Source organism: Pseudomonas sp. LBUM1641 (assembly GCF_059716235.1).
Genome location: NZ_CP166815.1, coordinates 3,835,355 through 3,861,433, shown reverse-complemented (window position 1 = coordinate 3,861,433; position 26,079 = coordinate 3,835,355). Strand labels below are relative to the sequence as shown.

General features: G+C 60.4%; 33 protein-coding genes. 15 read left to right on the top strand and 18 right to left on the bottom strand.

Annotation, left to right across the window (positions count from 1 at the left end; genetic code table 11):
• Window positions 1–135: 135 nt before the first annotated feature.
• Window positions 136–2,127, top strand: a complete 1,992-nt coding sequence (locus tag ACA046_RS17560) for a sigma-54 interaction domain-containing protein (protein WP_497677099.1) — start codon at window positions 136–138, stop codon at window positions 2,125–2,127.
• On the opposite strand, the gene ACA046_RS17555 is transcribed toward ACA046_RS17560, so the two are convergent.
• Window positions 2,107–3,156, bottom strand: a complete 1,050-nt coding sequence (locus ACA046_RS17555; protein WP_076013973.1) for a LacI family DNA-binding transcriptional regulator — start codon at window positions 3,154–3,156, stop codon at window positions 2,107–2,109. The two genes, ACA046_RS17560 and ACA046_RS17555, sit on opposite strands and share 21 nt — an antisense overlap.
• Window positions 3,157–3,339: 183 nt before the next feature.
• Between ACA046_RS17555 and ACA046_RS17550 the strand changes: the two genes are divergently transcribed.
• The 5 genes from ACA046_RS17550 to ACA046_RS17530 all read left to right on the top strand — a co-directional run bounded on the left by ACA046_RS17550 (window position 3,340) and on the right by ACA046_RS17530 (window position 7,483).
• Window positions 3,340–4,440 carry a fatty acid desaturase family protein gene (locus ACA046_RS17550; RefSeq protein ID WP_459028681.1) on the top strand — a complete coding sequence of 367 codons (1,101 nt, stop codon included), beginning with the start codon at window positions 3,340–3,342 and terminating at the stop codon, window positions 4,438–4,440.
• Window positions 4,441–4,478: 38 nt separating this feature from the next.
• The gene (locus ACA046_RS17545; protein ID WP_076013976.1) at window positions 4,479–4,799 is read left to right on the top strand and encodes a MocE family 2Fe-2S type ferredoxin; all 321 of its coding nucleotides are present in this window, start codon (window positions 4,479–4,481) and stop codon (window positions 4,797–4,799) included.
• Between the two features lie 18 nt (window positions 4,800–4,817).
• Window positions 4,818–6,059, top strand: coding sequence for an NAD(P)/FAD-dependent oxidoreductase (locus tag ACA046_RS17540; protein WP_497674504.1), 1,242 nt, complete (start codon window positions 4,818–4,820; stop codon window positions 6,057–6,059).
• 1 nt (window position 6,060) lies between these two features.
• A complete protein-coding gene (locus ACA046_RS17535) occupies window positions 6,061–6,903 on the top strand; it encodes a sugar phosphate isomerase/epimerase family protein (protein ID WP_076013978.1) in 843 nt (280 codons plus the stop codon).
• Window positions 6,904–7,078: 175 nt separating this feature from the next.
• A complete protein-coding gene (locus ACA046_RS17530; RefSeq protein ID WP_497674503.1) occupies window positions 7,079–7,483 on the top strand; it encodes a TonB family protein in 405 nt (134 codons plus the stop codon).
• A 145-nt stretch (window positions 7,484–7,628) separates the two neighbouring features.
• Here ACA046_RS17530 and ACA046_RS17525 read toward each other — a convergent pair whose 3' ends face one another.
• Window positions 7,629–8,093: a GNAT family N-acetyltransferase gene (locus ACA046_RS17525; RefSeq protein WP_459028689.1), complete on the bottom strand. Its 465-nt coding sequence runs from the start codon at window positions 8,091–8,093 to the stop codon at window positions 7,629–7,631.
• A 174-nt stretch (window positions 8,094–8,267) separates the two neighbouring features.
• On the opposite strand from ACA046_RS17525, the gene ACA046_RS17520 reads away from it, so the two are divergent.
• Window positions 8,268–8,411 carry a hypothetical protein gene (locus tag ACA046_RS17520; protein WP_177071663.1) on the top strand — a complete coding sequence of 48 codons (144 nt, stop codon included), beginning with the start codon at window positions 8,268–8,270 and terminating at the stop codon, window positions 8,409–8,411.
• Window positions 8,412–8,551: 140 nt separating this feature from the next.
• A complete protein-coding gene (locus tag ACA046_RS17515; RefSeq protein ID WP_318304652.1) occupies window positions 8,552–9,094 on the top strand; it encodes a hypothetical protein in 543 nt (180 codons plus the stop codon).
• A gap of 61 nt (window positions 9,095–9,155) precedes the next feature.
• On the opposite strand, the gene ACA046_RS17510 is transcribed toward ACA046_RS17515, so the two are convergent.
• Complete coding sequence (locus ACA046_RS17510) at window positions 9,156–9,677, bottom strand: GNAT family N-acetyltransferase (RefSeq protein WP_497674502.1); 522 nt, start codon at window positions 9,675–9,677, stop codon at window positions 9,156–9,158.
• A gap of 114 nt (window positions 9,678–9,791) precedes the next feature.
• Here ACA046_RS17510 and ACA046_RS17505 point away from each other — a divergent pair, with 114 nt between their 5' ends.
• Together ACA046_RS17505 and ACA046_RS17500 are read left to right on the top strand one after the other, a co-directional pair.
• The gene (locus ACA046_RS17505) at window positions 9,792–9,983 is read left to right on the top strand and encodes a hypothetical protein (RefSeq protein ID WP_023658809.1); all 192 of its coding nucleotides are present in this window, start codon (window positions 9,792–9,794) and stop codon (window positions 9,981–9,983) included.
• An 88-nt stretch (window positions 9,984–10,071) separates the two neighbouring features.
• Entirely contained in the window at window positions 10,072–10,707 is a 636-nt protein-coding gene (locus ACA046_RS17500) for a LysE family translocator (protein WP_497674501.1), read from the top strand.
• 1 nt (window position 10,708) lies between these two features.
• On the opposite strand, the gene ACA046_RS17495 is transcribed toward ACA046_RS17500, so the two are convergent.
• Window positions 10,709–10,993: a hypothetical protein gene (locus tag ACA046_RS17495; protein ID WP_167664945.1), complete on the bottom strand. Its 285-nt coding sequence runs from the start codon at window positions 10,991–10,993 to the stop codon at window positions 10,709–10,711.
• A gap of 232 nt (window positions 10,994–11,225) precedes the next feature.
• Here ACA046_RS17495 and ACA046_RS17490 point away from each other — a divergent pair, with 232 nt between their 5' ends.
• Window positions 11,226–11,681, top strand: a complete 456-nt coding sequence (locus ACA046_RS17490; RefSeq protein WP_497674500.1) for a GFA family protein — start codon at window positions 11,226–11,228, stop codon at window positions 11,679–11,681.
• Window position 11,682: 1 nt separating this feature from the next.
• Here the strand turns inward: ACA046_RS17490 and ACA046_RS17485 are convergent, their stop codons facing one another.
• Entirely contained in the window at window positions 11,683–12,210 is a 528-nt protein-coding gene (locus ACA046_RS17485; protein ID WP_497674499.1) for a DinB family protein, read from the bottom strand.
• A gap of 124 nt (window positions 12,211–12,334) precedes the next feature.
• Between ACA046_RS17485 and ACA046_RS17480 the strand changes: the two genes are divergently transcribed.
• Complete coding sequence (locus ACA046_RS17480) at window positions 12,335–13,054, top strand: tellurite resistance TerB family protein (protein WP_497674498.1); 720 nt, start codon at window positions 12,335–12,337, stop codon at window positions 13,052–13,054.
• Between the two features lie 177 nt (window positions 13,055–13,231).
• Here ACA046_RS17480 and ACA046_RS17475 read toward each other — a convergent pair whose 3' ends face one another.
• The 11 genes from ACA046_RS17475 to ACA046_RS17425 form a co-directional block, all read right to left on the bottom strand.
• The gene (locus ACA046_RS17475; RefSeq protein WP_459028701.1) at window positions 13,232–14,035 is read right to left on the bottom strand and encodes a PA4824 family protein; all 804 of its coding nucleotides are present in this window, start codon (window positions 14,033–14,035) and stop codon (window positions 13,232–13,234) included.
• A gap of 144 nt (window positions 14,036–14,179) precedes the next feature.
• On the bottom strand, window positions 14,180–14,527 hold the full coding sequence (locus ACA046_RS17470) for a DUF2493 domain-containing protein (RefSeq protein WP_459028703.1): 348 nt from the start codon (window positions 14,525–14,527) through the stop codon (window positions 14,180–14,182).
• 31 nt (window positions 14,528–14,558) lie between these two features.
• Window positions 14,559–14,762: a hypothetical protein gene (locus ACA046_RS17465; RefSeq protein ID WP_497674497.1), complete on the bottom strand. Its 204-nt coding sequence runs from the start codon at window positions 14,760–14,762 to the stop codon at window positions 14,559–14,561.
• 59 nt (window positions 14,763–14,821) lie between these two features.
• Entirely contained in the window at window positions 14,822–17,536 is a 2,715-nt protein-coding gene (gene mgtA / locus ACA046_RS17460; RefSeq protein WP_497674496.1) for a magnesium-translocating P-type ATPase, read from the bottom strand.
• Window positions 17,537–17,782: 246 nt separating this feature from the next.
• On the bottom strand, window positions 17,783–18,076 hold the full coding sequence (locus ACA046_RS17455) for a hypothetical protein (RefSeq protein WP_459028709.1): 294 nt from the start codon (window positions 18,074–18,076) through the stop codon (window positions 17,783–17,785).
• 1,110 nt (window positions 18,077–19,186) lie between these two features.
• Window positions 19,187–19,798: a LysE family transporter gene (locus ACA046_RS17450; RefSeq protein WP_459028711.1), complete on the bottom strand. Its 612-nt coding sequence runs from the start codon at window positions 19,796–19,798 to the stop codon at window positions 19,187–19,189.
• A 170-nt stretch (window positions 19,799–19,968) separates the two neighbouring features.
• A complete protein-coding gene (locus ACA046_RS17445) occupies window positions 19,969–20,760 on the bottom strand; it encodes an AraC family ligand binding domain-containing protein (protein ID WP_497674495.1) in 792 nt (263 codons plus the stop codon).
• Window positions 20,761–20,811: 51 nt separating this feature from the next.
• Window positions 20,812–21,492 (bottom strand): arsenical resistance protein ArsH, encoded by a 681-nt coding sequence (arsH, locus tag ACA046_RS17440; protein WP_497674494.1) that lies wholly within the window; start codon window positions 21,490–21,492, stop codon window positions 20,812–20,814.
• Between the two features lie 12 nt (window positions 21,493–21,504).
• Complete coding sequence (locus ACA046_RS17435; protein WP_497674493.1) at window positions 21,505–21,975, bottom strand: arsenate reductase ArsC; 471 nt, start codon at window positions 21,973–21,975, stop codon at window positions 21,505–21,507.
• A 13-nt stretch (window positions 21,976–21,988) separates the two neighbouring features.
• On the bottom strand, window positions 21,989–23,272 hold the full coding sequence (locus ACA046_RS17430) for an arsenic transporter (protein ID WP_459028719.1): 1,284 nt from the start codon (window positions 23,270–23,272) through the stop codon (window positions 21,989–21,991).
• A gap of 18 nt (window positions 23,273–23,290) precedes the next feature.
• Window positions 23,291–23,647: a metalloregulator ArsR/SmtB family transcription factor gene (locus ACA046_RS17425; protein ID WP_063030473.1), complete on the bottom strand. Its 357-nt coding sequence runs from the start codon at window positions 23,645–23,647 to the stop codon at window positions 23,291–23,293.
• 177 nt (window positions 23,648–23,824) lie between these two features.
• On the opposite strand from ACA046_RS17425, the gene ACA046_RS17420 reads away from it, so the two are divergent.
• From ACA046_RS17420 to ACA046_RS17410, 3 genes are all read left to right on the top strand, one after another.
• Window positions 23,825–24,040 (top strand): hypothetical protein, encoded by a 216-nt coding sequence (locus tag ACA046_RS17420; RefSeq protein ID WP_003212603.1) that lies wholly within the window; start codon window positions 23,825–23,827, stop codon window positions 24,038–24,040.
• 72 nt (window positions 24,041–24,112) lie between these two features.
• Window positions 24,113–24,808, top strand: coding sequence for an AzlC family ABC transporter permease (locus tag ACA046_RS17415; RefSeq protein WP_076016203.1), 696 nt, complete (start codon window positions 24,113–24,115; stop codon window positions 24,806–24,808).
• Window positions 24,805–25,116 (top strand): AzlD domain-containing protein, encoded by a 312-nt coding sequence (locus ACA046_RS17410; protein ID WP_063030469.1) that lies wholly within the window; start codon window positions 24,805–24,807, stop codon window positions 25,114–25,116. Before ACA046_RS17415 ends, ACA046_RS17410 begins: the two co-directional genes overlap by 4 nt.
• A 356-nt stretch (window positions 25,117–25,472) precedes the next feature.
• On the opposite strand, the gene ACA046_RS17405 is transcribed toward ACA046_RS17410, so the two are convergent.
• Together ACA046_RS17405 and ACA046_RS17400 are read right to left on the bottom strand one after the other, a co-directional pair.
• Window positions 25,473–25,688 carry a hypothetical protein gene (locus ACA046_RS17405; protein ID WP_497674492.1) on the bottom strand — a complete coding sequence of 72 codons (216 nt, stop codon included), beginning with the start codon at window positions 25,686–25,688 and terminating at the stop codon, window positions 25,473–25,475.
• A 79-nt stretch (window positions 25,689–25,767) separates the two neighbouring features.
• A complete protein-coding gene (locus tag ACA046_RS17400; protein WP_076016201.1) occupies window positions 25,768–26,037 on the bottom strand; it encodes a hypothetical protein in 270 nt (89 codons plus the stop codon).
• Window positions 26,038–26,079: the final 42 nt, after the last annotated feature.

Below are 26,079 nucleotides of genomic sequence, written 5' to 3'. Positions count from 1 at the left end.
GTTGTGCCAATACTTAAACCATTGATATGTAAGAGATTAATGAGAGTTTGTTCAAATTAGTGTTCATTCTGATGACATGTCTATACTGACATGTCAAAAATATGAACACAGGAGCGGCCCGTGATCCCACAGCCTATGGCCTTCAGCGAGCAAGACCTCGACTACATCACTGCACTTGGCCCGGCGCAATTGAGCGAGGGACCGATTGCTCAACTGGAACAGGCGTGGGATGCGTGCCTGAAGGGGCTTGTTGATCGACCTGCCGGGGTGAGACAGGTGATCTGGGATTCATGGCAGCGCAGCGTCAGCGCAGGCATCGACCCTGCCGACGGCGACTACCGGTTTGTCGCCCCTGATGAGCTCACCGCGACGCTGGCCGCCAATCGTGTGTTGATCGCGGCGGCGGCGCAGGTCATGCGTGGATTGCTGGCCTACAATCCCAGGGGTCATATCAACCTCACGGACGCTCACGGCACGACCCTGTATTTTTGCGGCCTGGACCTCACGCCCGTGGGCAGCCGGTTGCTGGAATCGGTGCAGGGCACCAACTGCACGGGGCTGGCGTTGGCCGAAGACCGGTTGGTGTACGTGCTGGCCGAAGAGAATTTCGGGCTTGGCCTGCGCCAACGGCGCATGCATTGCGCCGCCGCACCCATCAGGGATGGCCTGGGCCGCACCCTGGCGATGCTGACGCTGACCGCAGAGCCAGGCTGGTTTCACTTTCATACCCTGGGCACCGTTCAGGCAGCGGCTGAAGCGGTCTCGCGGCAGATGGCGCTCCAGGCGTTGCTGGAAGAACAGCAAACCGTGCTGGAAGTGCTCAACGAAGGCCTTGTGGTGCTGGATGAACGCGGCTGCATCAAGGCGCTCAACCGCTATGCCCGGCAACTGTTTCGAGTAGGCCGGGACCTGCTGGGCAGTCCGTTCCAGCGTCTGGGGCAGAGTGAACTGACCGATGAGATTCTGCTGCGTGGCGGGGAGGGGCTGCGGGACCTGGATTGCACCTTCGAGCTGCACGATCGCAGTCACCTGGCCTGCCTGGTGTCGGTGTGCCCGCTGGAGCAGGGGGGGCGGGTTGTTTCGTTGCGCGAGAACCGGCGCATCCGGGAAATTACCCGGCGGATCATCGGCACCCAGGCCAGCTACACCTTCGACACCATTCAGGGCAGCTCCCGAGCGATTCAGGATGCGTTGCACCTGGGGAGGATCGCCAGTCGCAGTGATTCGACTACGTTGGTCCTGGGAGAAAGCGGCACCGGCAAGGAGCTGTTTGCCCAGGCGATCCACAACGCCAGTGACCGGTGCAATGGGCCGTTTGTGGCGGTCAATTGCGGAGCCATTCCGCGCGACCTGGTGCAGAGTGAGTTGTTCGGGCACGTTGAAGGCGCTTTCACCGGATCGGCCCGCGGCGGGTCGGCCGGCAAGTTCGAACTGGCCGATGGCGGCACGATCTTCCTTGATGAAATCGGCGACATGTCATTCGACGCTCAGGTCAGTCTGTTGCGGGTCTTGCAAGAAGGCGAGGTGACGCGAGTCGGCGCGAAGCAGTCCCGGCAGGTGAATGTGCGCATCATTGCCGCGACCCATCGAAACCTGAGCCAGGCGGTGGCCGATGGCGCGTTTCGCGAGGACCTCTACTACCGGCTCAACGTATTGAATCTGACAGTGCCGCCGCTGCGGATGCGACGCGAGGATATACCGCTGCTGGCGCGCCACTTCCTCAGCCGTTGCGCCCGCTCGCTACGTAAATCGGTGCAGGGTATCTCGCCTGAGGCGTTGGATATTCTGTCGGCGTATCACTGGCCAGGCAACGTTCGCGAACTGGAAAACGCCATTGAGCGGGCGACCAACCTGGCGATGAGCGAACAGCTTTTGCCGGGTGATCTGCCGTTGGAAATCAAGACGCGACAGCAGACGTTTACTTCGGGACCTGTGCCCGAGCCTCGTACGTCGCTGGATCTCGGTGCCCATGAAATGAACGCGATCATCGCCGCCCTCAAAGGCACTCGCGGCAACATACGGCTGGCCGCGCAGCAACTCAACGTGTCCCGTGGCGGGCTGTACAACAAGATGAATCGGTTCGGACTGAGTGCCGATACGTTTCGCTCAGGGTCGGGCGTTCTCTGAGGTCATGATCTGCAAGGGAATGTAGTGGCGATGCCGGGCCGGATCGAAGTCTGGCGATGTCTGCAACTCGATCAGCAAGTCGACGATGGCGGTGCCCAGCAGTCGCGGCTGGGAATCGATGATCAGGCTGATCAGCCCCTCGGCCAGGGCCTGGCGCGACAGCTCGGTTGACTCTTGGAGAATGCAACACAGTGAGGGCCGTTTCGGCAGCTGTGACAGGGCGCTGATGACGCCGTCGCCGCCACCGCCGACCACGCACAAAGCGCGTAAGTCTTCATGGCGGGCCAACAGTTCCAGGGTCGCTTCTTCGGTGATGTCGCAATTGTCCAGGTTGATCACCGCTTCCAGCAATCGCAGCCCTGGGGCGTGCTCCGCCAGGTAACTGCGCAACCCCTCGACCCGCGCCTGATGCCCCAGGAAACGGTGCCCACCGAGCAGCACACCGATGCTGCCCTTGCGAGCGCTGGCGGTGTGTGCCACCAGCCAGCCCATCGTGCGCCCGACCTCATGATTGTCCTGGCCGACGTAAGGTTCTTGGGCCTCTTCATGAATGTCCGAGAGCAAGGCGATCACCGGCACCCCCGCATCCCTGATCTGGGCAATGGCGGCATTGATCAGTGGGTGCGCAAAACTGACCACCGCAAGGCCGTCGCACTGCACCGCCAGTTGTTCTATCTGGGCAATGATGGCGGTGGGGGAGCGGTCAAAAACGTAGTCGAATTGAACGCTCAGGTTGGTGCCCGACTGGCGCTGCGCCGCCTCGGAGATGGCGGCGGCGACGTTGCCATAGAACGCCTGCGCGGTACCGAGCAAAAGAATGCCGAAGCGGTAGCTGGGACGTCGTTCACGGATCCGCTGGCCGATCAGCCGGGCGGCAAAATAACCGACGGCTTCGGCGGCCTGGAATACCTGCTCGGCGGTGGCCGGGTTGACCGGCGCCCTTGCGTTAAGCACCCGGTCTACGGTGGCGACACTCAAGCCGGCATGCGCGGCAACGGTGGCAATGGTTGGGCGTTTATTATCGTTCATGGCGGGCCCCGTGAGCGTCTTGATAGAAAACTATCAAGCTTCAATGGGGCTGGATGATAGCTTGATAGGGAATGTATTCAAGGGGTTGAGGCCAATCAATGGGCTCTCTATCTTTTCTCTCAACGATGTGACCTCGCATCGAAGCAAGTGCCTGAAACCACCCAGCTTGCGGAGAACAATAAAATGTCTGAACACCACGCAGCCTATGAAAAAACCGGTAATGCCGCGCCTCGGGATTATCGTCTGACCGGCCCTGAAGCCGCCCGCGCGCTGCAAAAAGGCCTGGCCTCGGCCAACTGGTATCAATCGCCTATCCCGCGTAAGCGCCTGAAAGAACTGATGCAACGCCGTGATGGCCCTGCGTTGGTGGATACCGCTCTCTGGTTGCTGGCATTGGTGGTCACCGGGTTCGGTGGCTATTGGTTCTGGGGCTCCTGGGCCTGTGTACCGTTCTTCTTCGCCTACGGTTTGCTGTATGGCACCGCCTCCAATGCCCGGTGGCATGAGACGGGTCATGGCACAGCGTTCAAGACCCGTTGGCTGAATGATGCGATCTACCAGGTGTCGAGCTTCATGTTCATGTTCGAACCCCATGTATGGCGCTGGAGTCACGCCCGGCACCACACCGACACCATCATCGTCGGGCGTGATCCGGAGATCGTCGAGCCGCGTCCGCCGAGCCTGGTGAACATGGTGCTGAGCCTGTTCAGGATGCCCTATGTGTTCACGACGATGTGGTCGGTCTGCCGGCACGCAACAGGGCGGATTGCTGAAGAGGAGAGTACGTTTATCCCGGAATCAGAGTGGCCGAAAATTTTCACGGCGGCGCGTATCTGGCTGGTGATCTACGGGCTGACGGTGGCTGCCGCACTCTACTGGCAGAGCTGGTTGCCGCTGATGTTCATCGGCCTGCCAACCCTTTATGGCGGCTGGCTGTCGTACCTGTTCGGCCTGACGCAGCACGTCGGCCTGGCCGAGGACGTACTGGATCACCGCAGCAACTGCCGCACCCTCTACATGAATCCGCTGCTGCGTTTTCTTTACCTCAACATGAACTATCACCTCGAGCACCACATGTACCCGATGGTGCCGTTCCACGCCCTGGCGCAGTTGCATGAAGAAATTCGTGATGACTGCCCGCCGCCCTACAACGGCTTGTTCGAGGCCCTGAAGGAAATCTTTCCGGTCATCTGGAAGCAGCGTAAGGACCCGACGTATTTCATCCGCCGCCCTCTGCCCCAGCGCGCAGAGCCGGCCGCCACCACTCAGGCAGAGCTGGCCTGACTGCTTTGTGTTTTACCCCTGACAAGAGAGAAACCGCCATGACCGATCAATGGATCGATGTCTGTGCCGTGGGCGATATAGACGAAGAAGACGTCATTCGTTTTGACCATGGCCAGCACACTTACGCTGTCTATCGTTCTGCCGAGGACCAGTTTTTCGCGACGGCGGGCCTGTGCACCCACGAATCCATCCACCTTGCCGATGGCCTGGTGATGGACCATGTGATCGAGTGCCCCAAGCATAATGGGCGGTTCGACTACCGCTCAGGTAAAGCATTAGGGGCGCCGGTATGCGTCAACCTCAAGACCTATCCGGTCCGTGTCGAGGCGGGGCGGGTCCTGCTCGCGATTGCCGTTTAACTGCCTGGAGGCTGTGCCATGAACCTTGCTGATGCTCCACTGGTTATCGTGGGGGCCGGACACGCCGGCGGCCGCGCGGCGCTGACCTTGCGCGCCGAAGGCTATCGCGGTCGCCTGGTCCTGATCGGTGACGAGCCCCATGCGCCCTACGAACGTCCGCCCCTGTCCAAGGGCTTGCTGCAGGGCACTGTTGAACTGGCGAATTGCAACGTGTGCGACCATGCGCAGCTCGCCGAGTTGGGCATCGAACACCTGACCGGCAAGCCAGTGACAGGCCTCGACCCACAGCAGCACCGCCTGCGATTTGCCGATGGCAGCGGGTTGCAGTACGCCCGCCTGTTGCTGGCGACCGGGGGCAGGGCACGACGCTTACCCGATGTGCCGGCGCATCTGGCCAATGTGTTTTATCTGCGAACCCATGATGAGGCGTTGGCATTGCGTGCGTCGCTGCAGCCGGGTACGCGTCTGGTGATCATCGGCGGTGGCTTTATCGGGCTTGAAGTCGCCGCCTCCGCCCATGCCTTGGGTTGTGCGGTGACGGTGCTGGAAGCCGGGTCACGGCTGGCGGGTCGAGTCCTGCCGGAACGCGCGTCCGGTGCCCTGTTGGAGCTGCATCGCAAGCAGGGCGTGGACGTTCGCTTGAACGTAGCCATCGAAGCGGTGCAGGGCGACCTGTGTGCGGCGTCGGTGCGGTTGGTCGGCGGTGAGGTGTTGGCGTGCGACCTGCTCGTCGTCGGTATCGGCATGCAACCCAATATCGAGCTGGCAACGGCTGCCGGGCTTGATGTAGGGCATGGCATTCGTGTCGATGCGCAGTTGCGCACCAGTGAGCCGGACATCTTTGCCGCAGGCGATGTCTGTGAGTTCCGGCTGCACCCTCAAGGCGCTTTCCAGCGGCAGGAAACCTGGCGCAACGCGGAAACCCAGGGCCGTCACGCCGCCTTGAACCTGCTGGGTGGTGAATTACCCTTCGAGGGGATTTCGGGGTTCTGGTCCGATCAGTACGACTGGGGGCTGCAAACCGTGGGAGTGATCAGCCACACAGAACCCTCGGCGAGCCGGGCAATGCCGGGGGGCGGGTTCCTGCTGTTCTACCTCAATACCGATCAACATCTGCAAGGGGCTTTTGGTTGGGGGCAGGGCAATAGCATCGCCAAGGACATCAAGCTGTGCGAACGCCTGATCGCCAACCGCAGCCCGCTGTCGGTGCGCGACTTGGGAGATGCCGGGGTGCCGCTCAAACACCTGTTGAGGAGCTGACATGCGTGACTTCCTGGTATTTCAGTCGCTGTGGTCGATGCAAGATCACCGCGGCCAGTGCGATCTCCCAATTGAAGCGCAGCTTGAGAAAATTGCCGGCGCAGGCTTCGACGGGGTCACCGACCATTTCTGGCTTGCCCCACAGGCCAAGCGGTTGCATGCCGCCGCCAACGCCCAGGGCTTACATATCGAGGGGCAGGTGTTTCCGCAAACTGTGGACGATCTGGCAGAGGCGCTCGACGCTGTCGCCCGCTATGGCTGTCATCACCTTACGCTTCAGGCAGACGTGCGGCCGCGTACGCTGTCCCAAGCGATGACACTGATCGAAGGCTGGCAGCGTCTGGCCGAACAGGTGGACTTTCCAATCCTGTTGGAAACCCATCGTTATCGCCTCACCAGTGACCTGCTGTTCACCCTCGACCTGCTGGCTGCAATGCCCGACCTCAAACTACTGGCCGACCTGTCTCACTATGTCGTAGGGCGCGAACTGCCGGCGCCGGCCATGGAGGAAGACGATGAGCACATTCACACCATCTTGCGCCACAGTTGGGGGTTTCACGGCCGGGTGGCCAACGGCGAGCAGGTTCAGGTGCCCTTGAGCTTCGATCAACACCGCCCTTGGCTAGAGCGATTCCTGGGCTGGTGGCGTTACGGGATCGAAGATTGGCTGGCCCGTGCGCATACGCCTGCCAGCCTATCGTTCACCTGCGAGCTCGGCCCGCCACCGTATGCCATTACCGGCGCGGACGGGCGCGATATCACTGATCGCTGGGCTGAAGCATTGATGCTCAAGGAACTGATGCGCGATGTCTGGAAAGACTGCCTGGCAAAGTCGTTGCTGTGAGCGTGCTCAGGCTCACAGCGGCACACGGGCAGCCTTGAATTGGCGCAGTACAAAGCTCGACTTCGAATGGCGCAACCCGGGACGCTACCTTGGTTAACGCGTTAAACTAATCAGCTAAACAGCGTCGGATGATTAGCCTCACTTCGCACACCAAAACGTCAACGGAACTGCGTTTATGAAATACAGCTGGATCGCACTTGTCTTACTGCTTTGCGCCTGCACGAGCAGCCCCAACCACCAGGAGCAAATGGTAGAGAAGCGCTTATGGGAATATCAGTTGCTCACTCACCTCAACCACTTCAAGTCCTATCCCGAAGAAGCTCGCCTGCAAAGGCTGACCGGCATGGTCAGGGTGGCCTTTGTCGTCGACGCCAAAGGCAACCTGATACGCCACAAAATTGTCAGCCACACGGGCTCGGATCTGTTTGTCGAGGCTGTGGAGGCATTGATTCCGGCGGCATCGCCAGTGCCTGCACCCCCGCCCTCCATGCTGCGTAAAGGCGAAATTGAAGTGGTGGCGCCCTTTGTATTCTGCATCGAGCAGGGCGCTTGCACCGGCTCACCGCCGCAGCGAATTTAGCGAAAACCGGTGGGCAAATGACAGGCAAAGAAAAGCCCGCGATGGGGAGCGCGGGCTTAAAGGTTTTCACCAGGAGCTGAGATGACCATAGGCGCCTGACTGTGAAAGGTGTGTGAAAGGGCTTCACACAGACGGGCAAACCCTTTCAGTCGAGAAGCTTTTCCAGAAATACACTATTGGGATCAGCCTCGTACCCGCCAAATGGTCCACGGCGCGAGTACCCGCAGCGCTCGTAAAGCGCAATGGCTTCAAGTTGGCGGTATCCGGTTTCGAGCATGAAGTGAGAGCATCCCCGCTTCTGTGCTTCTGCTTCCAAAAAAGTCAGCAGCACCCGTGCCAATCCCCGGCCCCGAAAGGCCGGCTTGGTAAACATCCGTTTCAACTCTCCATAACCCGAATACAGCGCCAGCGCCCCACACACGATGGCTTCTGCGCCTTCAGTTCGGCCAACGGCAAACAGGACGTTTGGCGCGCAAAGGGCATCCAGATTGATGCCATGGTGGGTTCCTTGCGGATAAAGCGGCATCTGGTACGCATCCAGCGCTTGAATGAGTGAAAGGACCTCCGGCTGGTTGGGAGACTCAAGCAAAATAAGCGGAAATTTGTTCATAAGAGTGATCCCTTCTTGGGCAAGATCCTTTGGACGACGATTCTGCTTTGTCTTTTTGGCCGGCGTAGCACAGCGTAAGCAAGCTGATGTAAAGCCGTAAGCCTAAGTGAAAATGAACTACGCTGCCTATACGCGGGCCAAGGTCGGCGGCTTATTTGAAAGGGGGTAGCAACCATGAAATTAATCATCGTGATCGCAGTAGCCGTGCTGTGTACCGGCTGCCAGTATTTCAGCTACCAGGACAGTTGCCGGGATAACCCCGACCAGCCCAGTTGCGCCGGCATGAGTTCCCAGGAAGCTTCTACCCACCGCCGATAGGTCGGCCTGTTGGATATTTCGAGCCCCGGCGTTTGCCGGGGCTTTTTCGTATACGGCGTCGCAACTTCTCACGGGAACAAGTGTTCAAAAATGCAGTCATAGCGATGTGCCATCCCGGCAGGCCAGAAAGGAATCAATTGATGTCTATCATGGGTAAAGCTTCGTTCGCTGTTGTCGCGTCGTTGTTGATCGGTGCAATGGCCCCGTCAGTTCAGGCGGCGAGTCCGGCGCGATGGGGGGAATTCGGTGCGTCGGTCGGTAACAAACTCACCGCGAGCAGTTCGGGCGCAGGTGGTGAATATTTCCTGCACCCGTCGGACATTTCGGTAGGTGACATTCAGGACATGCGCGACTTGCTCAAGCGCAATGACAGCGAAATTCAAAGCCTGGAAAGCAAGCTGGACGGCCAGGCTCGCGCCCTTGAAGACCTGAAGAAAAACACTGGCTCAAGTTCCAGCTCCAGTGACGGCCAGCTGTCCGAGCTCAAGCGCACCGTATCCGATCAGAAAAACACCATCGACAAACTCAAGAGCGAGATTGAAGACCTGAAGCGCAATTCAAGTTCCAGCTCAAACTCCAGCTCCAGCGAACTGTCCAGCCTCAAAAGCACCGTCAGTGATCAGAAGCGCAGCCTTGAAGACCTCAAGCGCAGTGTCGACAACCTCAGCAGCAAGGTGAAGTAAAAGGGCATCAGCCGTGTTGCCATTGAAAGCCTGGCCAAGAGGTCTACCGTTACTGCGCCTTTTACCGGGCCAAACGGTGGGACATGACCACCATCGGGATCGCTGTGATGTCGGTGCTGAAAGGGATTTCTGCCAGGCGTTCAAACCCGCAGCGCTGATAAAACCGTTGGGCGCTTTCATTGGTTTTGAGTACTTCTAGCCACAGCAGCGGTTGTTGGTGGGTGTGTGCAACCTGAAGCACATGGTCCAACAACTGCTGCCCGTGGCCTTTGCCGGCCTCGGACTTCAGGAAGTAGATTTTTTGCAGCTCTGCGCCGGTTTCATCGCTGCTTGGAATCGCCCGGTTCCAGTTGACTTTGGCGAACCCGACGGCGCGTGCCTGCTCATCCCGAGCGAGTAACCAGCAATGCGCTGCAGGACGCTCAAGGGTGTCTTGCAGCGCTTCGGGAGAGAAGTCCTTATCCAGGAAATCCTGCATCCCCGCCGGGCTCCAGATGGCCGAGAAATGCTCTGTGTAGGTCTCGATGCCAATGTCACGCAGCACTGCACAATCGCTGACCGTCGCCTGTTTGATGCTGATCATCTTCCCTGCTCCATGAGTGCACGCCTGTGCGACGCCCGGTAGGTTACACCGCTTTACCCGGGTGTATGGTAGACCGGGCAAACACCTGGATTATCTCTGGAGAGAGAGGTGACTATGAGCACGCCCATGCTGAACAAACTGCATCTCAACGGCTATGACATCGTGCAGGTCAACAGTGGCCCGTGGCGGGTCTGTACCAAGGCTGACCGCTTGGCATCCTTCGGCTCCCGGGAGCAGGCACTGGCCTATGCCGCTGCACTGCCGGGATACAAGGCGCGGTCGAGACCGGTAGCCAATGATGCTTGAACCCTCAACAGCCTCGGTCAGTCCGGGGCTTTTTTTGGCCTGGCATTTGGCGGATCATTCGCCTCCCAACCGCCCCTAGGAACCGGTCATGTCCCTGGCAACTTTATTTCTGTTCGTCATGATGAGCGCCGCGATTATCGCGATTCCCGGTCCGACGGTTCTGCTGGCCCTGCAAAACGGTTCGCGCCACGGTTTGCAGGCGGCGTTCTGGGGCATGGCCGGAGCCGTGTTGGCGGACGCGTTGCTGGTAACGGCGGTGGCTTGCGGCCTGGGGCTGTTGCTGGCGGCCAGTGAAGGGTTGTTTCAGGCGCTGAAATGGATGGGCTCGGCGTATCTCATCTGGATCGGTTGGCAGATGCTGCGCGCACCACAGGCCGCGCTGCCGACCGTGGGCGAAGGTGAGGACACTGGCACTCGCACTGCGAGTATTTTCACCCGCAGTTTCCTCGTGGCGATTTCCAATCCCAAGGCGTTGTTATTCATGTCGGCGTTCCTGCCGCAATTCGTCGACAGCACCCAGGCGCAACTGCCGCAGTACGCGTGCCTGTTGCTGGCGCTGTGTGTGCTGAACGTCAGCATCATGATGTTCTATGCGGTGTGTGGGGCACGCCTGCTCAGTCGCCTGCGGCCCGCACACTTGCAGCACTTCAACCGTGGGGCGGGTGGTTTGTTGGTGACAATGGGCGTGCTGTTGGCCGCCTATCGTCGGGCCCCGGCTGCTTGAGCTAGACGAATGGCTGGCCGCTGAAACCGCGTGGCAGGCGCTGACGGCCTGGCAGGTCAGTCAGGCGCTGTGTCCAGGCGCTGCGCCAGTCACCGGCGACATGTTCCGCTTTTGATCTGCGTGCAGCACGTCGGGCGGCGTTGCGTTGGGTGCGGCGGGCTTCCTTGAAGGCTTCGGTGTTACGGCAGGTACGGCATTTGACCCGCTTCAGCTCGGTGCTGGAAGGGAGGTTATTGCCGTGATGACCGCAGGCGAGGTGGCCGGCGACTTTGAAGTGAATGACCATGTAAGCGTCTCCTTCTGGGGGGATGCGTCGCATCGGCAAGCTGTTGATGCGCGCGGGCAGGGCGGCCAGCCGTTGGCTGATTTCACCGCTCTGTCTTTTATGACAGTTCGCTGCCCCATGCGTTCGTTTGTGGGTATTTCGCGACCGTCCACACCCATAGCGCCTGCTGCTATTCGTAAGGCACCCGCTCGTTTACTCTCCAGGCACACACACAATGTGAATGGAGTGGAAGATGAGTCATCAAGAGTCCCAGGAAGGCTGCTGCCGTTGTGATCGGGTGCGGTTTATCGTGACCGAAAAACCGCTGATCACCATGGCGTGTCATTGCACCGGTTGCCAGAAGATGTCGTCCAGTGCGTTCTCCCTGAGCGCGCTGATCCCCGCCAGCGGATTTACCATCACCCAGGGCAACCCGGTGATCGGCGGGTTGCATGGCGTAGACCGCCATTATTGCTGCCCGCACTGCATGAGTTGGATGTTCTCCCGCCCGAATGGCGTCGAGGACCTGATCAACCTGCGGCCCACCATGTTTGATGATGTCAGCGGTTATGTGCCGTTCATTGAAACCTGGACCAGCGAAAAGCTGCCGTGGGCGTCCACGCCGGCGCAGCACAGCTTTGCGCAGCTCCCGGAGCGGGAAGATTTTCCCGCGCTGATTCAGGCGTACGCCGAGTACAGCGCCGGTTGAACTAGTCCATCAGCGCCAGCAGGTCGGTGTCGCCCACGTCGCGCCCGGCCTGGGTCAGCAACGTGGTCACCTGGCCCCGGTGGTGGGTCTGGTGATTGAAGAAGTGCACGAGCAACGCATGAAAATTCTTGCGCATGGCCGTGCCTGCCATGTTGCGGTAGGCCAGTGGCTGATCCAGCTCCGGCTCGCTGATGGATTGCGTCCAGTCGATGATGATCTGGTCGAGCCAGGCGCGATGGGCCGACAGTTCACGGACATTGGCGAAGGCCAGTTGATCCAGGCGTGGCGGCAACTCCAAAGCGCTTAGCGGTGCCAGCGCGGCAAAGCCTGCCGGATGCTCGGCGAAACGCTTGAGCCAGACGCGGTCACCCAGGGCGAGGTGGTTCAGCGTGCCAAGGATCGAGCCGAAGAACGCACCACGGTCGGCAATCAGCTCCGCGTCGCTCAGGCCACCGGCCGCCTCGTACACCTTGCGGTTCATCCACTGGTTGTAGGTCGCCATCAAGGCAATCTGCTCGGTACGGGTCACGTTGGGCTTCCTCGATAGGCGGGTGGCACCATCATAAAGCGCGCCTGTCGGGCGGTCATGGTGTTCTGGCACAGCCGGTCTATTGTTGTTGATCTGGAACTCTGCGCCCTGGGAGGGTGACACCATGAATACCGGCGATCTACTGGAACAATTGCTGCGCGCGGGCCAAGGCTCGACGAGCCAACAGGGCGGCTCTGCACCCGCGTCTCAGGGCGGGCTGGGTGGCTTGGGCGGGCTGCTTGGCGGTTTGCTGGGCGGCGGCGGTGCTTCGGCTTCAGGCGGTGGCGGCCTCGGTGGTTTGCTCGGTGGACTGGGCGGCATGCTCGGCGGCACCCGCACCGCGCCGCAAGGGCGCACGGGCGGCACCAACTACGCCGCGCTGGCGTCCTTGGGCATGATGGCGTTCCAGGCGTATCAGGCCTGGCAGCGGCAACAGGCGTCGGCACCGCAGGAGGCGTTGCAGACGGTTGACCAGCTGTCTGGCGCGCAGGTCGAAGAACACAGCCACGCCGTGCTGCGCGCATTGATCGCGGCGGCCAAGGCGGATGGCGAGATTGATGAGCGCGAGCAGCAGATGATCTCGGCCGAAATCGGCAAGCACACCGATGATCCACAATTGCAGGCGTGGCTGGATGCCGAGGTGGCCAAGCCGCTGAATGCGGCGGATTTTGCCGAGTTTGCCGGGGACCCGGCGGTGGCGGCCGAGGTGTACCTGGTCAGTGTGCTGCTGGTGGATGACCAGCAGGATGCGGAGCGCAGTTACCTGGATGAACTGGCGGGGCAGTTGAAGATTGATCCTGCGTTGCAGGTGCATCTGGAGCAGCAGGCCAAGGGACAGGTTTAAATCGCTATTTACTGTCATACCAAATATGTGGCGAGGGAGCTTGCTCCCGTTGGGCTGCGCAGCAGCCCCAAAACAATCGACCGTGTGCTTTCAGATAGAAATCGGTCGTAGGTTTTAGGGCCGCTTCGCGCCCCAGCGGGAGCAAGCTCCCTCGCCACAGGTTGATCATCGTCTGGGTTAGAACCGCAGCGTGGCCCCCGTCGTGAGCCACTGATGTTGATCCCCGATCAAACTGCGCCCCACCACCACGTCCACATCCACATTCTTGCCGATGTGTACCCTCGGCCCCGCCTGCCACGCCTGGTCGCCACCTTGCTGGCCGTAACGTTCGGCGATCAGCGTCAGCGAGTCCATCACGCTGTATTCAAACCCGGTGCCCCAGGTCGGCCGATGAGTCTGGTCGCCGTCGTTATAGGCGTGGCTCCAACCCGCGTTGAAGTTCAGCCGCAGGGCCTCCAGCGGTTGCCAGGTAAACGGTACATTCAAGTCCGCGCCATCAAACGAATGCTGACGGTTCAGCGCGTAATGCACACCGGCAGACGCGGCCAGTTCCAGGCCCAGGTCTTCCCGGGCCCACAACTGCGCCTTGAGCTGCGGATTGACCTGGGTTTCCCCGTCGCCATCATGGTTGGCGCGCGACACGGCGGCGGTCCACTGCAACCAGGGAATGGCGCTAGAGGTGCAAGCCGGCGCCAGGGTTTCGTTGTGGGTGGAGCCGTCGTGCCGATTGGCGGTGAACCAGGCGTCGACATTGCATTCGCCCGGGGCATTGATCGCGCCATCGTCGACCACGTAGGAGCCGCCGGCCGCGTTGGCATTCGACATCAGGCTGAGCACCAGCACGATGCTCGCCGTCACGCCGACGAAGATCAGGTTGCGCCGCACCGCGCGTCGCTTGGAGGCGGGCAAGGGGTGGAAGGTAAGGTGGGTGGTGCGGTTGCGGTATTTAGCGAAACCGTCTGGGGTGTGTTTCTTGTACATGGTGAACCTCGATCAACAGCCGGAGGCGCGTCCCGACCGGACTTGGCAGGGACGCGCCGTGATTCAAATAGAAAAAGGTGTGCAACGGGGTGCGGCTACAACTGGGTTCTTCTTTCATGCCTGGATGCTCCAATAAGGGTTGATTCAGCTGTCTACAGTCAGCACATGGATGCCACAGGCCTTGGCCTGGCTCACCAGTTCCGAGGTGTCATCGCCGCCGGGCAGCGCGATGATCACGTCGGGGCGGCTGTCGATGAGCATGAACTGGTTACGGTGACGCTCGGCTTGCTTGCCATGGCGTTGCCAGTTGGGTGGGTAACGCACCACATCCACTCCCGTTTCCCGTGCCCAGTCCTCCACGTCGCTGCCCAGGAACTGACTGCCGCCGTGGATCAACACCTGCACCGGGCGCAGGCGGTGATAGGCGTCCAGCACCTGGCGGGACATTTTTGTATCGGCGTAATGACGACCTGCACAGATCAAGACGCGCATGGTGATGTTTCCTTGTATTGCGTATTGCCATTTATCGACGCGGGCGCAGCAAGCGGATGCACGTGCTGTTCAAGCTGCTGGAGAAACCCAGCATGAAGCGCATTTCCACGGCGCTGAGCACGTTGCGCGCGTAGAGCCGCACGCCCAGCACCATCACCGCCTTGGCGGCCTGGGCGAGGGCGAACACCAATACGGCGCGTGCGGCGTTGTCGAGGTAGCTGATGAGTCGGGTCATTGTCTGTCTCCGCGGACGCTGGCTATCCATCGATAGCCAGCGTTTTCAGGGGCGGTTGATCAGTACCACTGCTTGAAGCGGCGGATATAGATGGTTTTCATCAGTTGTGCCACGCAGCAGTAGGCGACCAGGGTGCCCACCAGCCATGGGAAATACGCCAGTGGCAGCGGCTCCAGGCCGACCATCGCACCCAGCGGCGAGAACGGTACGTAGATGCCCAGCGCGATCACGATGCAGGTCATCATCATCACCGGCCATGCGGCGTTGCTCTGGAAGAACGGGATCTTGCGGGTGCGCAGCATATGCACCACCAAGGTTTGCGAAAGCAGCCCCTCGATGAACCAGCCGGACTGGAACAGGGTCTGCATTTCCACGCTGTTGGCCGAGAACACGTACCACATCAGGGCAAAGGTGGTCATGTCGAAGATCGACGAGGTAGGCCCGATCCAGAGCATGAAGCGGCCAATGTTTTTCGCATCCCACTTGCGTGGCTTGGCCAGGTATTCCTTGTCCATCTTGTCCCACGGCAAGGCCAGCTGGGAGATGTCGTACATCAGGTTTTGCAGCAGCAGGTGGATCGACAGCATCGGCAGGAACGGAATGAACGCACTGGCCACCAGCACCGAGAACACGTTGCCGAAGTTGGAGCTGGCGGTCATGTTCAGGTACTTCATGATATTGCCGAAGGTCTCGCGGCCTTTCAGCACGCCTTCTTCCAGCACCATCAGGCTCTTTTCCAGGAGGATGATGTCGGCGGACTCCTTGGCAATGTCCGTCGCGCTGTCCACCGAGATACCCACGTCGGCATCCCGCAGGGCCGGTGCATCGTTGATGCCATCGCCGAGGAAACCCACGGTGTGGCCGTTGGACTGCAAGGTCTTCAGTACTCGCGATTTCTGCAGCGGCGTCAGCTTGGCGAAGACTGTGCGTTCCTCAACGCGCAGCTTGAGGGTGGCGTCGTCCATCGCTTCGATTTCCGTCCCGAGCAACGGTACGCCAGGCTCCAGGCCGACCTGACGGCAGATCTTGCTGGTGACGATGGCGTTGTCGCCGGTGAGCACTTTGACCGCCACGCCAATTTCGCGCAGGGCAGCAATCGCCGGACCTGCGGTTTCCTTTGGCGGATCGAGGAAGGTCAGGAAGCCACGGATCACCAGGTTGCGTTCATCGGTTGTGGTGTACTGCTTGCGTGCGACGGCCTTGGGAATGTTGCGGGTGGCCAGCACCAGCACCCGGAAGCCGTCTTCGTTGTAGTCCTGGGCAATCGCCAGCAACTCGTTGCGACGACGATCATCCAGCTCGACGGCAACGTCGCCTTCCATCACGTGCGTGGAAATGCTCAGCATCTCCTCGACTGCGCCCTTGCACACCAACAGGTGATCGTTTTGCGCATCCTTGACCACAATCGACAGGCGACGGCGGATAAAGTCGAATGGCAATTCATCCACCTTGCTGTAGGCGAACGGTATCTGGAACTTCGGATTCTGCTCCGAGAACTGGACGACCGCCTGATCCATCAGGTTCTTCATGCCGCTCTGGTGATGGCTGTTGAGCCAGGCCAGGGTCAGCACCGAGTCATCACGTGTGCCGAAGGCGTTGACGTGGTGCTCGAGGATGATCTTGTCCTGGGTCAGGGTGCCGGTCTTGTCGGTGCACAGCACGTCCATCGAACCGAAGTTCTGGATCGCGTTGAGGCGCTTGACCACCACCTTGCGCTTGGCCATGGCGGTAGCGCCCTTGGCCAGGTTGGCGCTGACGATCATCGGCAGCATTTCTGGGGTCAGGCCTACTGCGACCGCCAGGGCGAACAGCAAGGCATCGCTCCAGTCGCCCTTGGAGAAACCGTTGAGGAAGAACACGATCGGCGTCATCACCAGCATGAAGCGGATCAACAGCCAGCTGACGCTGTTCACCCCACGGTCAAACGCGGTTTGCACCCGGGAACCGACAATCGCCTTGGCCAGGGAGCCAAAGTAGGTGCGCGGGCCGGTGGCAACCACCACGGCTTGCGCCCGGCCACTGACCACGTTGGTGCCCATGAAGCAGATGTTCGGCAAGTCCAGCAAGTTGCCTTGGTCGGCTGCCGTGGAAGTGGCGGATTTTTGCGTGACGTCCCCGAGAGTGTCGTACTTCTCCACCGGCAAAGCTTCGCCGGTCAGCACGGCCTGGCTGATGAACAGGTCGCGGGACTCGATCAGGCGGATGTCGGCCGGGATCATGTCGCCGGCAGACAGCTGCACGATATCGCCAGCCACGAGGTCGCGCATCGGCACTTCCCGCAGGGTCGGCTTGGAGCCTACTTGCTCTCGGCGCAACACGGTGGCGGTGGTGCGCACCATGGCCTTCAAGGCCTCGGCGGACTTGGCCGAGCGGTGTTCCTGCCAAAACCGCAGCAGGCTGCTGAGCATGACCATGGTCATGATAATGATGACTTTGGTCAGGTCGGCTTCTTCACCGTCCTGCAGCGGCAGCCAATAGTCAGTGACGAAGCTGATGGCACCCAGGGTCAGCAGCACATAGATGAACGGGTTGTTCAGTGCCTGGAGGAATTGCACGATGGCGTGAGGCGGCTTGTCGTGGGCCACCTCGTTGTAGCCTTCACGTTGCAGGCGGGCAGAGGCGTCCAGTTCGGTGAGGCCATCCTTGGTTGCCCGGACATTGGCGAGGGTTGCCGAGAGGCCGTTCTGGGCTTCGCGGGCAGCACGCATCGACAGTTTGGTGTCGGTGTCCGTGCCGTTTTTCTTGTGCAGTTTCGGGTTTTTTACTGCGCTCATTGTGTGTACTCCTGTCGCCAATTTTTCGACAAAACATACCCGGTACTTACCTGATGACAGGCGAGCGAAAGCATGCCGAGTCGCTGACTGCGCGATCGGTTTAAATAAAGTGTTGGGTAACTTTCTACAGGCCCGCTAACAGCGCGTTATTTAACTAGCGCGCAGCGGGCTACTACTGGCTTCGTCCATAGAGAACTCCAGCTAAACAATTAACGGATAATCAGGAAGTTGCTGTTTCCAGCCGGCTTACGCCGCGCGAGCGTCCACGTAGAGGCTCAGCATCAGGCTCGCTTGCGCGACCAGGCTGGAAACGTCCCGTCTCTGTGGGTCTTGAGGGTCGGCGTGGTCCCATTGCTGGACCAGGTGGCCGGTGGTAGGGCAGATATGCCAGTGCGCCCGGGGAGCGGGGCACGCGCGGGGGGAGGAGGTAGCAAGGGCGCTGCGGGTAGGGGAAAAGCCTACGGGCTCGCGGCACAATTTGGCACGCAGGGCCGCGGCCAGCGTGCGCAGATCAGGCAAAACAATCAGTTGAAAGGTCATAACACACCTCGGGACCGGACTGGCATCCGGTGAGGCAGTTACGTTGGAGCGTCAGGCTCTAGCGCAGCTTACTCGGCCGGAAAGGCGAGTCCCGTCATTTTTTCTGGGTTTGGCGCCCGATTTGCCGCATTCACGGTGATCGGACAGCGACTAGATACTGTGTCCATTGGCTTCTTTTGTGAGGTTGAAAAATGGCCCTGAGTTGCAGGCACGGGGAATTTACTCAGGCAGTTGCCGGATGTCAACGGTTAATGACTTAATTTGTTACTGGTTCAGAGTTTGTTCAGATAGATTGTGGGGAAGTTGCAGTGCTAAGTGTGGTTATTGATAAATGATCTGTGTGTGATGGATAGGTGGGGGGCATATCCGTTATTTAGGTGATTTTTGATATTGATTCCGCTCTTACAGCGGGTCACTTTTGAAAGGAGCCGGAATGCCGGCCCAGCCAAAAGTAACCAAAAGGCTCTTGCCCCACCACTCGGCACCTCGCTTGGGCTCGGTGTGCCCTCAGCTCCGGCAGCACGAAGCGGGCCGCCGCGACGGGGCGTCCCTGCCCCGTCGCGGCTAAACCGGCGTCCTGCCGGTTTACCCGCTCCGTACTGCCTACGTTCGGCCAGCGTGGTTTAACGGGGCGCCTAAGATCAAGATCAAAAGCAGATCAAGAGCACAGCGGCCTACAGGCCGGCTTGAGTGTGGTGAAGCAACAGCAAAATCAGAAGCTAAAGCGGGCACGGTCCAAATGTGGGAGCGGGCTTGCTCGCGAAGGTCGTTAACGATGACGCTGGCATTCTGGATGAACGCGGCGGTCTCAGGTTTTTCGCGAGCAAGCTCGCTCCTACAGAAAAGCAGCTTTGCTTTCGCTTTTACCACTCAAGCCGGCCTGTAGGCCGCTGTGCTCTCGCTTTTGATTTTGATCTGCGGGCCCCGTCAACCACGATGGCCGGAGTGCGGGCATGCCGAGCCCAGGCGAGGCACCGAGTGGTGGGGCAAAGACCTTTTGGTTACTTTTGGCTAGGCCGGCATTCCGGGCGTTTGCCAAAAGTGACCCGCTGTAAGAGCGGAACCATAGGCGGCCGTTACCTAAATAACGGATATGTACCCAATCACCCCTCAAACCGCCCGCAACGCCAAAATCGCCAGATACAGCAGCACCACACCGCAAGCACCATAGCTAACCCTTTGCCACGTAGGCGAAGCATTCCGTCGCAGCAGGTTGACCAACGCCGCAATCAAAAAGCACGAAAGCACCGAAGCCAACATAAACCCCGCAAAAAACATCAACGTCTGCCCATGGCTCGGCGCCGCCCCAACTATCCCCGACAGCGCGCTGCCCAAGGCCCCCCAATAGACAATGTTCTTCGGGTTGGCCAGAGAAATCGCCGCACCCACCATCAGCGCATTCTGCCCGGACCCGGCCGGCGCACTTTCGGCTGCCGGCAGGCGCCAGGCATCCATCAGGCTGCGCACCCCGAGCCACGCCAGATACAACCCGCACACCGCCGTCAGCGGCACCCGCACCGACTCATGCTGGATCAACAACGCCATGCCCGTCAGCCCAATCACCGCCCACACGGCATCACCCACCAGCGAGCCAATCTGCACCAACAATGCAGGCGTAAACCCGTGCAACAACCCACGGCGCAGGGTCTCCGCCAGCACCGCCCCCGGAGACAGGCAAAACACAAACCCAAACACCAGCGCCGAAAAAAAGATCGTCAACATGCGCAATACCCATGTAGGAGCGAGCTTGCTCGCGAAGAAATCACAGACACCGCAGAGCACCAGGCTTCCCACGTCATCGTTAACGACTTTCGCAAGCAAGCCAGCTCCTACAGTGAATGCCGGCATTTTAGAGAAGGGTGCGTAAGTCGTCTTGAACCAGATTGCGCTTTTCAGCCCTTGAGCACGCGTTGATAGCGCCCCGGCGTAATGCCGTAGGCCGCACGAAAATGCCGGTTCAGATGGCTCTGGTCAGCAAATCCCAGGGCGTGAGCCACCTGCGATGCAGCAATGCCTGAGCGCAACAGCCCCTTGGCGCGCCGGGTGCGCAGTTGCATCGCCCACTGGCGCGGACTCAATCCGGTTTCTTTCTGAAAGGCCCGCAGCAGATGGAATTTCGACAGGCCCAACTCGTCACCAAGGGTATCGAGTGCCACGGCCTGATGCAGGTGTTCAGCCAGCAATTCCTGGGCCTTGATCACCACCCCGCGACCCACTGACGTGCTGCCAGGCAAACGCACGCCGCTGCAACTGACCACCTCGCCAAGCAGCACCACCAGGGCGTCCTCACTTAGCGCTCTGGTCAGCGGATCGGCACTCAACGAACCCTCAATCGCACCGGCGAGTTTCATCGCCAGTTCCGGCTGGAAGCACAGCGAACGGTCAAACTCCAGATGCGCCAGGCCCAGGTCAGCCGCCAATTGGTCAGCAGTCGCATACAGGCTGACAAACCGCCACGGCTGCCCCTCGGCCGCGCCGCCGCCCTGAATCTGCCCTGGGTTGTACAAGGTGATGCTGCCTGGGCCGGCGTCGAAGGTGCGACGGTCCAGCCACACTTGTTCCTCGCCGAGCAGGTTGACGCCGATCACGCATTCATCATGGCTGTGGCGGGCAAACGTCAGGCCGGTGCACGAGGTGCTGCTGACTTCGTAGTTGCCCAGCCAGGCGTGCTGCATGGAACTCATTGAGGTGGCTCGCAGGGACGGTTGCCCGCGAGCATACGCCGGAAAAGGCCTTCAGATCGACCGCTGATTGACCCGTTTCGACAGCGCCTCGCTACTCTCCTTGCGCTCCGAATAACGGTCCACCAGGTCCGGGCGATCACGCAGCAGCAGGGTGAACTTCACCAGCTCTTCCATCACATCCACCACCCGGTCGTAGAGTGCCGACGGCTTCATGCGGTCCTGATCGTCGAACTCCGAAAAGGCCTTGGGCACCGACGATTGATTGGGGATGGTGAACATGCGCATCCAGCGCCCCAGCACCCGCATTTGGTTCACGGTGTTGAAGGACTGCGAGCCGCCCGAGACCTGCATCACTGCCAGGGTTTTGCCCTGGGTCGGGCGCACCGCGCCGAGTGCCAGTGGCACCCAGTCGAGTTGCGACTTGAACACCGCCGACATCGAGCCATGACGCTCCGGCGAACACCAGACCTGGCCTTCGGACCACTGCATCAGTTCCAGCAGTTCCTGGACCTTGGGGTGGTCGTTGGGAGCATCGTCCGGCAGCGGCAAACCCGATGGATTGAAGATGCGCGTCTCGGCGCCAAAGTGCTGCAACAGTCGCGCCGCTTCTTCCACCAGCAGGCGGCTGAACGAGCGCGGCCGAGTGGAGCCATAGAGCAGCAGGATGCGTGGCGGTCGTTCAAAATGTTGAGGCGTGGACAGGTTTTGGTGCAGGTTGGGCAGGGTGCTCATCAGGCTCTCCGGTTACAGCGCGGCGATGCGATTAAGCTCAGCCTTGAGTTCGACGGGGTTCAGGCTGGCGAACGGGATCGCGAAAAAAGCCCGGCAGCGCCGTTCAATGATTTCCAGGGTGGCGCGGAATGCGGCGTCGACCTGGGCCTCATCGCCTTGAACATCAGACGGGTCCTCCAATCCCCAATGTGCCTTGATGGCCGGGCCGAAATACACCGGGCAGGCTTCCCCGGCGGCCTTGTCGCACACGGTGATGACGAAGTCCGGCGGGCTGCCTTCAAAGGCGTCGTTGCCCTTGCTGTACAAACCTTCGGTGCTGATGCCGGCGGCCTTCAGCGTGGTCAGGCTGCGGGGCAGCACCTGGCCCTTGGGGAAACTCCCGGAGCTGATGGCCTGGAAACCGTCCGGCGCCATATGGTTGAACAAGGCTTCCGAGAGAATGCTTCGGCAGCTGTTGGCGGTGCACATGAACAGGACTTTCATCAAACGGACTCCGTCAGAAACTCAGGCGCAGGGCGAGGGCGGCAAGGGTGATCAACAGCACCGGCAAGGTCAGCACAATGCCGACCTTGAAGTAGTAACCCCAGGTGACGGTGATGCCTTTGCGCGCCAGGATATGTAGCCACAGCAGGGTGGCCAGGCTACCGATGGGGGTGATTTTCGGGCCGAGGTCGCTGCCGATCACGTTGGCGTAGATCATCGCGTCCTTGACCACGCCTACCGCGTGGCTGGCCTCGATGGAAAGCGCACCGATCAGCACGGTCGGCAGATTGTTCATCGCCGAAGACAGCAGGGCGGTGAGCACGCCGGTGCCCAATGCCGCGCCCCATACGCCATAGCGTGCGAAGGTGTCGAGCCAGGTCGCGAGGTAGTCGGTCAGCCCGGCGTTACGCAGGCCGTAGACCACCAGGTACATGCCCAGGGAGAAAATCACGATCTGCCAGGGCGCTTCCTTCAGCACCTTACGGGTGGAGATTTTGTGGCCCTTGGCGGCGATCACCAGCAGTAATATGGCGCAGGCGGCAGAAATCGCGCTGATGGGAATGCCCAGCGGCTCCAGGGCAAAACAGCCCACCAGCAGGATGCCCAGCACCCACCAACCGGCGCGGAAGGTGGCGCGGTCGTGGATCGCGCTGGCGGGGTCGTCGAGGTCGGCCGGGTCGTAGGTTTGCGGAATGTCGCGGCGGAAAAACCACAGCAATACGGCGAGGGTCGCGGCGACGCTCACCAGGTTCACCGGCACCATCACGGCAGCGTATTCGTTGAAGCCGATCTTGAAGTAGTCGGCCGAAACGATGTTCACCAGGTTGGAGACCACCAGCGGCAGGCTTGCGGTGTCGGCGATAAACCCGGCGCCCATGACGAACGCCAGGGTCGCCGCCGGAGAGAAGCGCAGCGCCAACAGCATCGACATCACGATGGGCGTGAGGATCAACGCCGCGCCGTCGTTGGCGAACAAGGCCGACACCAGCGCACCCAGCAGCACCATATACGCGAACAACCGCCGACCGCGTCCACGGCCCCAGCGGGCCACGTGCAAGGCGGCCCAGGCAAAAAAGCCCGCTTCATCCAGCAACAGGCTGATGACGATCAGCGCGACGAACGTCCCGGTGGCGTTCCAGATGATGTGCCACACCACCGGGATGTCCGCCAGGCTGATAACCCCAAGCGCCAGGGCCAGGATCGCGCCCATTGTGGCGCTCCAGCCTACGCCCAGGCCCTTGGGCTGCCAGATGACCAGGATGATGGTGAACAGGAAGATAGCAACGGCTACAAGCATGAAAAGCTCTCCGCAGGATCAGCAGCAGGCGCTGGCCCGTTGTGGTCGGTCGCCCATGGTGTCCAGACGCTGGGCGTCTGTGTTTAACCAGGCTTGGTTGGCTTGCAGGGTGGTGTCGAGCACCGCCGTCACCCATGCCGGCAAGGCCGGGTTGAGGCGGTAATAAATCCACTGGCCCTGGCGACGGTCCAGCAGCAACCCGCAACTGCGCAGTTGCGCCAGGTGGCGGGAGATTTTCGGCTGGCTGTCGTCCAGAGCATGGATCAACTCGCACACGCAAAGTTCGCCTTCACGCAGGATCAATAACGTCAGCCGTGCGCGAGTGGCGTCGGCCAGGCATTTGAAGACGTTGGGTGGGGAGAAAAGATCTGACATGGTCAGCCGCCTTATACATATGGAAATACGAATATACGTATCTCCATATGTATCGGTCAAATCCTGTTTCGATTGACCTGCGTCAACGGCCTGGCAATCGATGACAAGTGGTTGAAATTAAACTGAAACACAAATGTCCTAAAGTGCCTGCCCATTGGTGATGAAGGAAGAAAACGTGTGACCCGTGCCACTCGCAACCTGCGCAAGACCCTCGATTCCGTCGCGGACAATAACGAAACCGCGGCCTTTGACCTGATGCGCGCCGTCGAAAAGCTCAGCGATGAAGTGCTGCGCCAGCGCCTGCTCAATACCATCCACCGGCTCAACCAGGACGCCCACGAACTGCGCGAAGCCCGGGACGCGGTGGAGCGGGTGTCGGTCAAACTGGCTTGAGCACGATCGTTCAAGACAATCCCTGATACCGCTGGCATGCTTGTCGACTGACTGTCGATGAGCCTGTTGTGTATGCCTAACGCTCTGCCTCTGAACGCCTTTTCCCGTGGCGCGATTGCGATCATTCCATTGTCCCTGGCCTGCGCGCCCTGGGGGCTGCTGGCCGGTTCCACTGCAATCGATGCCCAATTCACGCCGCTGGAAGCCCAAGGGCTATCGACTATCGTGTTTGCCGGTGCTGCACAGCTGGTGGCCATCGGCATGGTCAAGAGCGGCGCCAGTCTGATTTCGATCCTGCTGACCACCTTGCTGCTGACCTCCCAGCACTTGCTCTACGGCATGCACATGCGTCCCACGCTGTCGCCGCTCAAACCACGGTGGCGCATGAGCCTGGGCTTTTTGCTGACCGACGAGTTCTTCGCCCTGGTCAGTCAATATGACCGCCAGACCTTCAACCGCTGGTACGCCCTGGGTGTCGGCCTGACGTTCTATATCATCTGGAACCTGTTCACCTTCGCCGGCATCGTGCTCGGCAAAAGCATTCCCGGGCTGGACCAGCTGGGCCTGGAGTTCTCGATAGCCGCGACCTTTATTGCCCTGATCACCCCCGTAGTGCGCGACGTGCCAACCATCGTCTGCGTCGCCGTGTCGTTGCTGTGCTCGGTGTGGCTGAGCTACCTGCATTGGGAATCGGCGGTGGTGGTCTCCGGCGTATTGGGGATGAGCGCAGGGTTTGCCTGCAAGCGCCTGGGAGTAGGGCAGCGATGATCTTCGTGATGATTTTTGGCATGGGGTTGATCGTGTTTCTCAACCGCTACCTGTTCATCGAGCCGCGCCTGCCGGTGCGCCTCAATCGCGGGGCGCGGGAGTTTCTCGGGTTTGCCGTACCGGGGATGCTCACCGCCATCTGCGGCCCGATCATTTTCCTGGCCGACCACAAGCTCAACCTGAGCGTGAGCAATCCTTACCTGCTGGCCGGGGTGTGCGCTGTGGCGTTGATGTTCTGGACCCGCAGCGTGCTGATCACCGTGTTGCTGAGCATGGCGCTGTTCTATCTGTTCCGCTGGCTGCTCTGAACAGCACACTCCTGCCGTAGCAGCTGTCGAGCCCCAGCGAGGCTGCGTCAGGCGCGCCTCGGTTCAGCGCCTGGCTGGTTAATTGAGGTGCTGCCAACGCAGCCTCGCCGGGGCTCGACAGCTGCTACGGGGTGGGGCGCAAAACCAGGGCAAAAAAAAGCCCGCGGGAGGGCGGGCTAGAAGGGAGACTTCTTAAAAATGAGCCTGCCGACTATAGGCGGCGAGGTCTCCCTTCACAGTGAAAAAAAGTTCACTCTCCGGACAGTTTGGCGACAGCTTTCCCTCCCCGGATGGGGAAACAGGGGGCGGTTCGTCGTGTGTTCAGGAGCGCAGCCCGAGCGGGCTGCGATTTTGCATCAGCCTTTTGCGTTGAGTTTGCGCAGTTCGTCGTAAGTCGCCGATTGCACAAACCAGAAGCCGGAAATGATGCACCAAATCAATGTGCCGCCAATCAGGGCGCCAAGGCCTGCCAGAAAGCTCTGGCTGAACATCACGACCAGACCTGTAAGCCACAGGAAAGCCAGCGCGATGTAGAGAACGGTGTTGTTGACGCCGATGACGAAATCTTTCATGAGGCTTCCTTTCTAGGTAGTGTCCCGTGGGCCTCATCAGTGAGGCCCAACGGTGCAATCATAATGCCATGACTGCCTTTCACGCCACCTCGGGTGCAGGTCCTGCAGGTTTCTGCTTGTTGGCCTTCGCCTCCGCCGCCAGGCATTCCAGGGCAAATTGCTCGGTGTAGGTCATCTGGATCGGGGTGCTTTCGCCTTTGACGGTGCGCTCGCCGTCCAGGATGTAGCGGATGCGCTTGTCGGTCACGCCGATGCGTTTGGCGATCCACGAAGGCGTTTGGCCGATGCGGCTGATCAGCTTGTCGGCGTAGTCGGTGGAGGGGTTGTAGCGCTCGGCGTTCGGTGTCATGGGGGTTCCGGGTAAAAGCGGGTTCGTAAGTAGGCGGCAGGG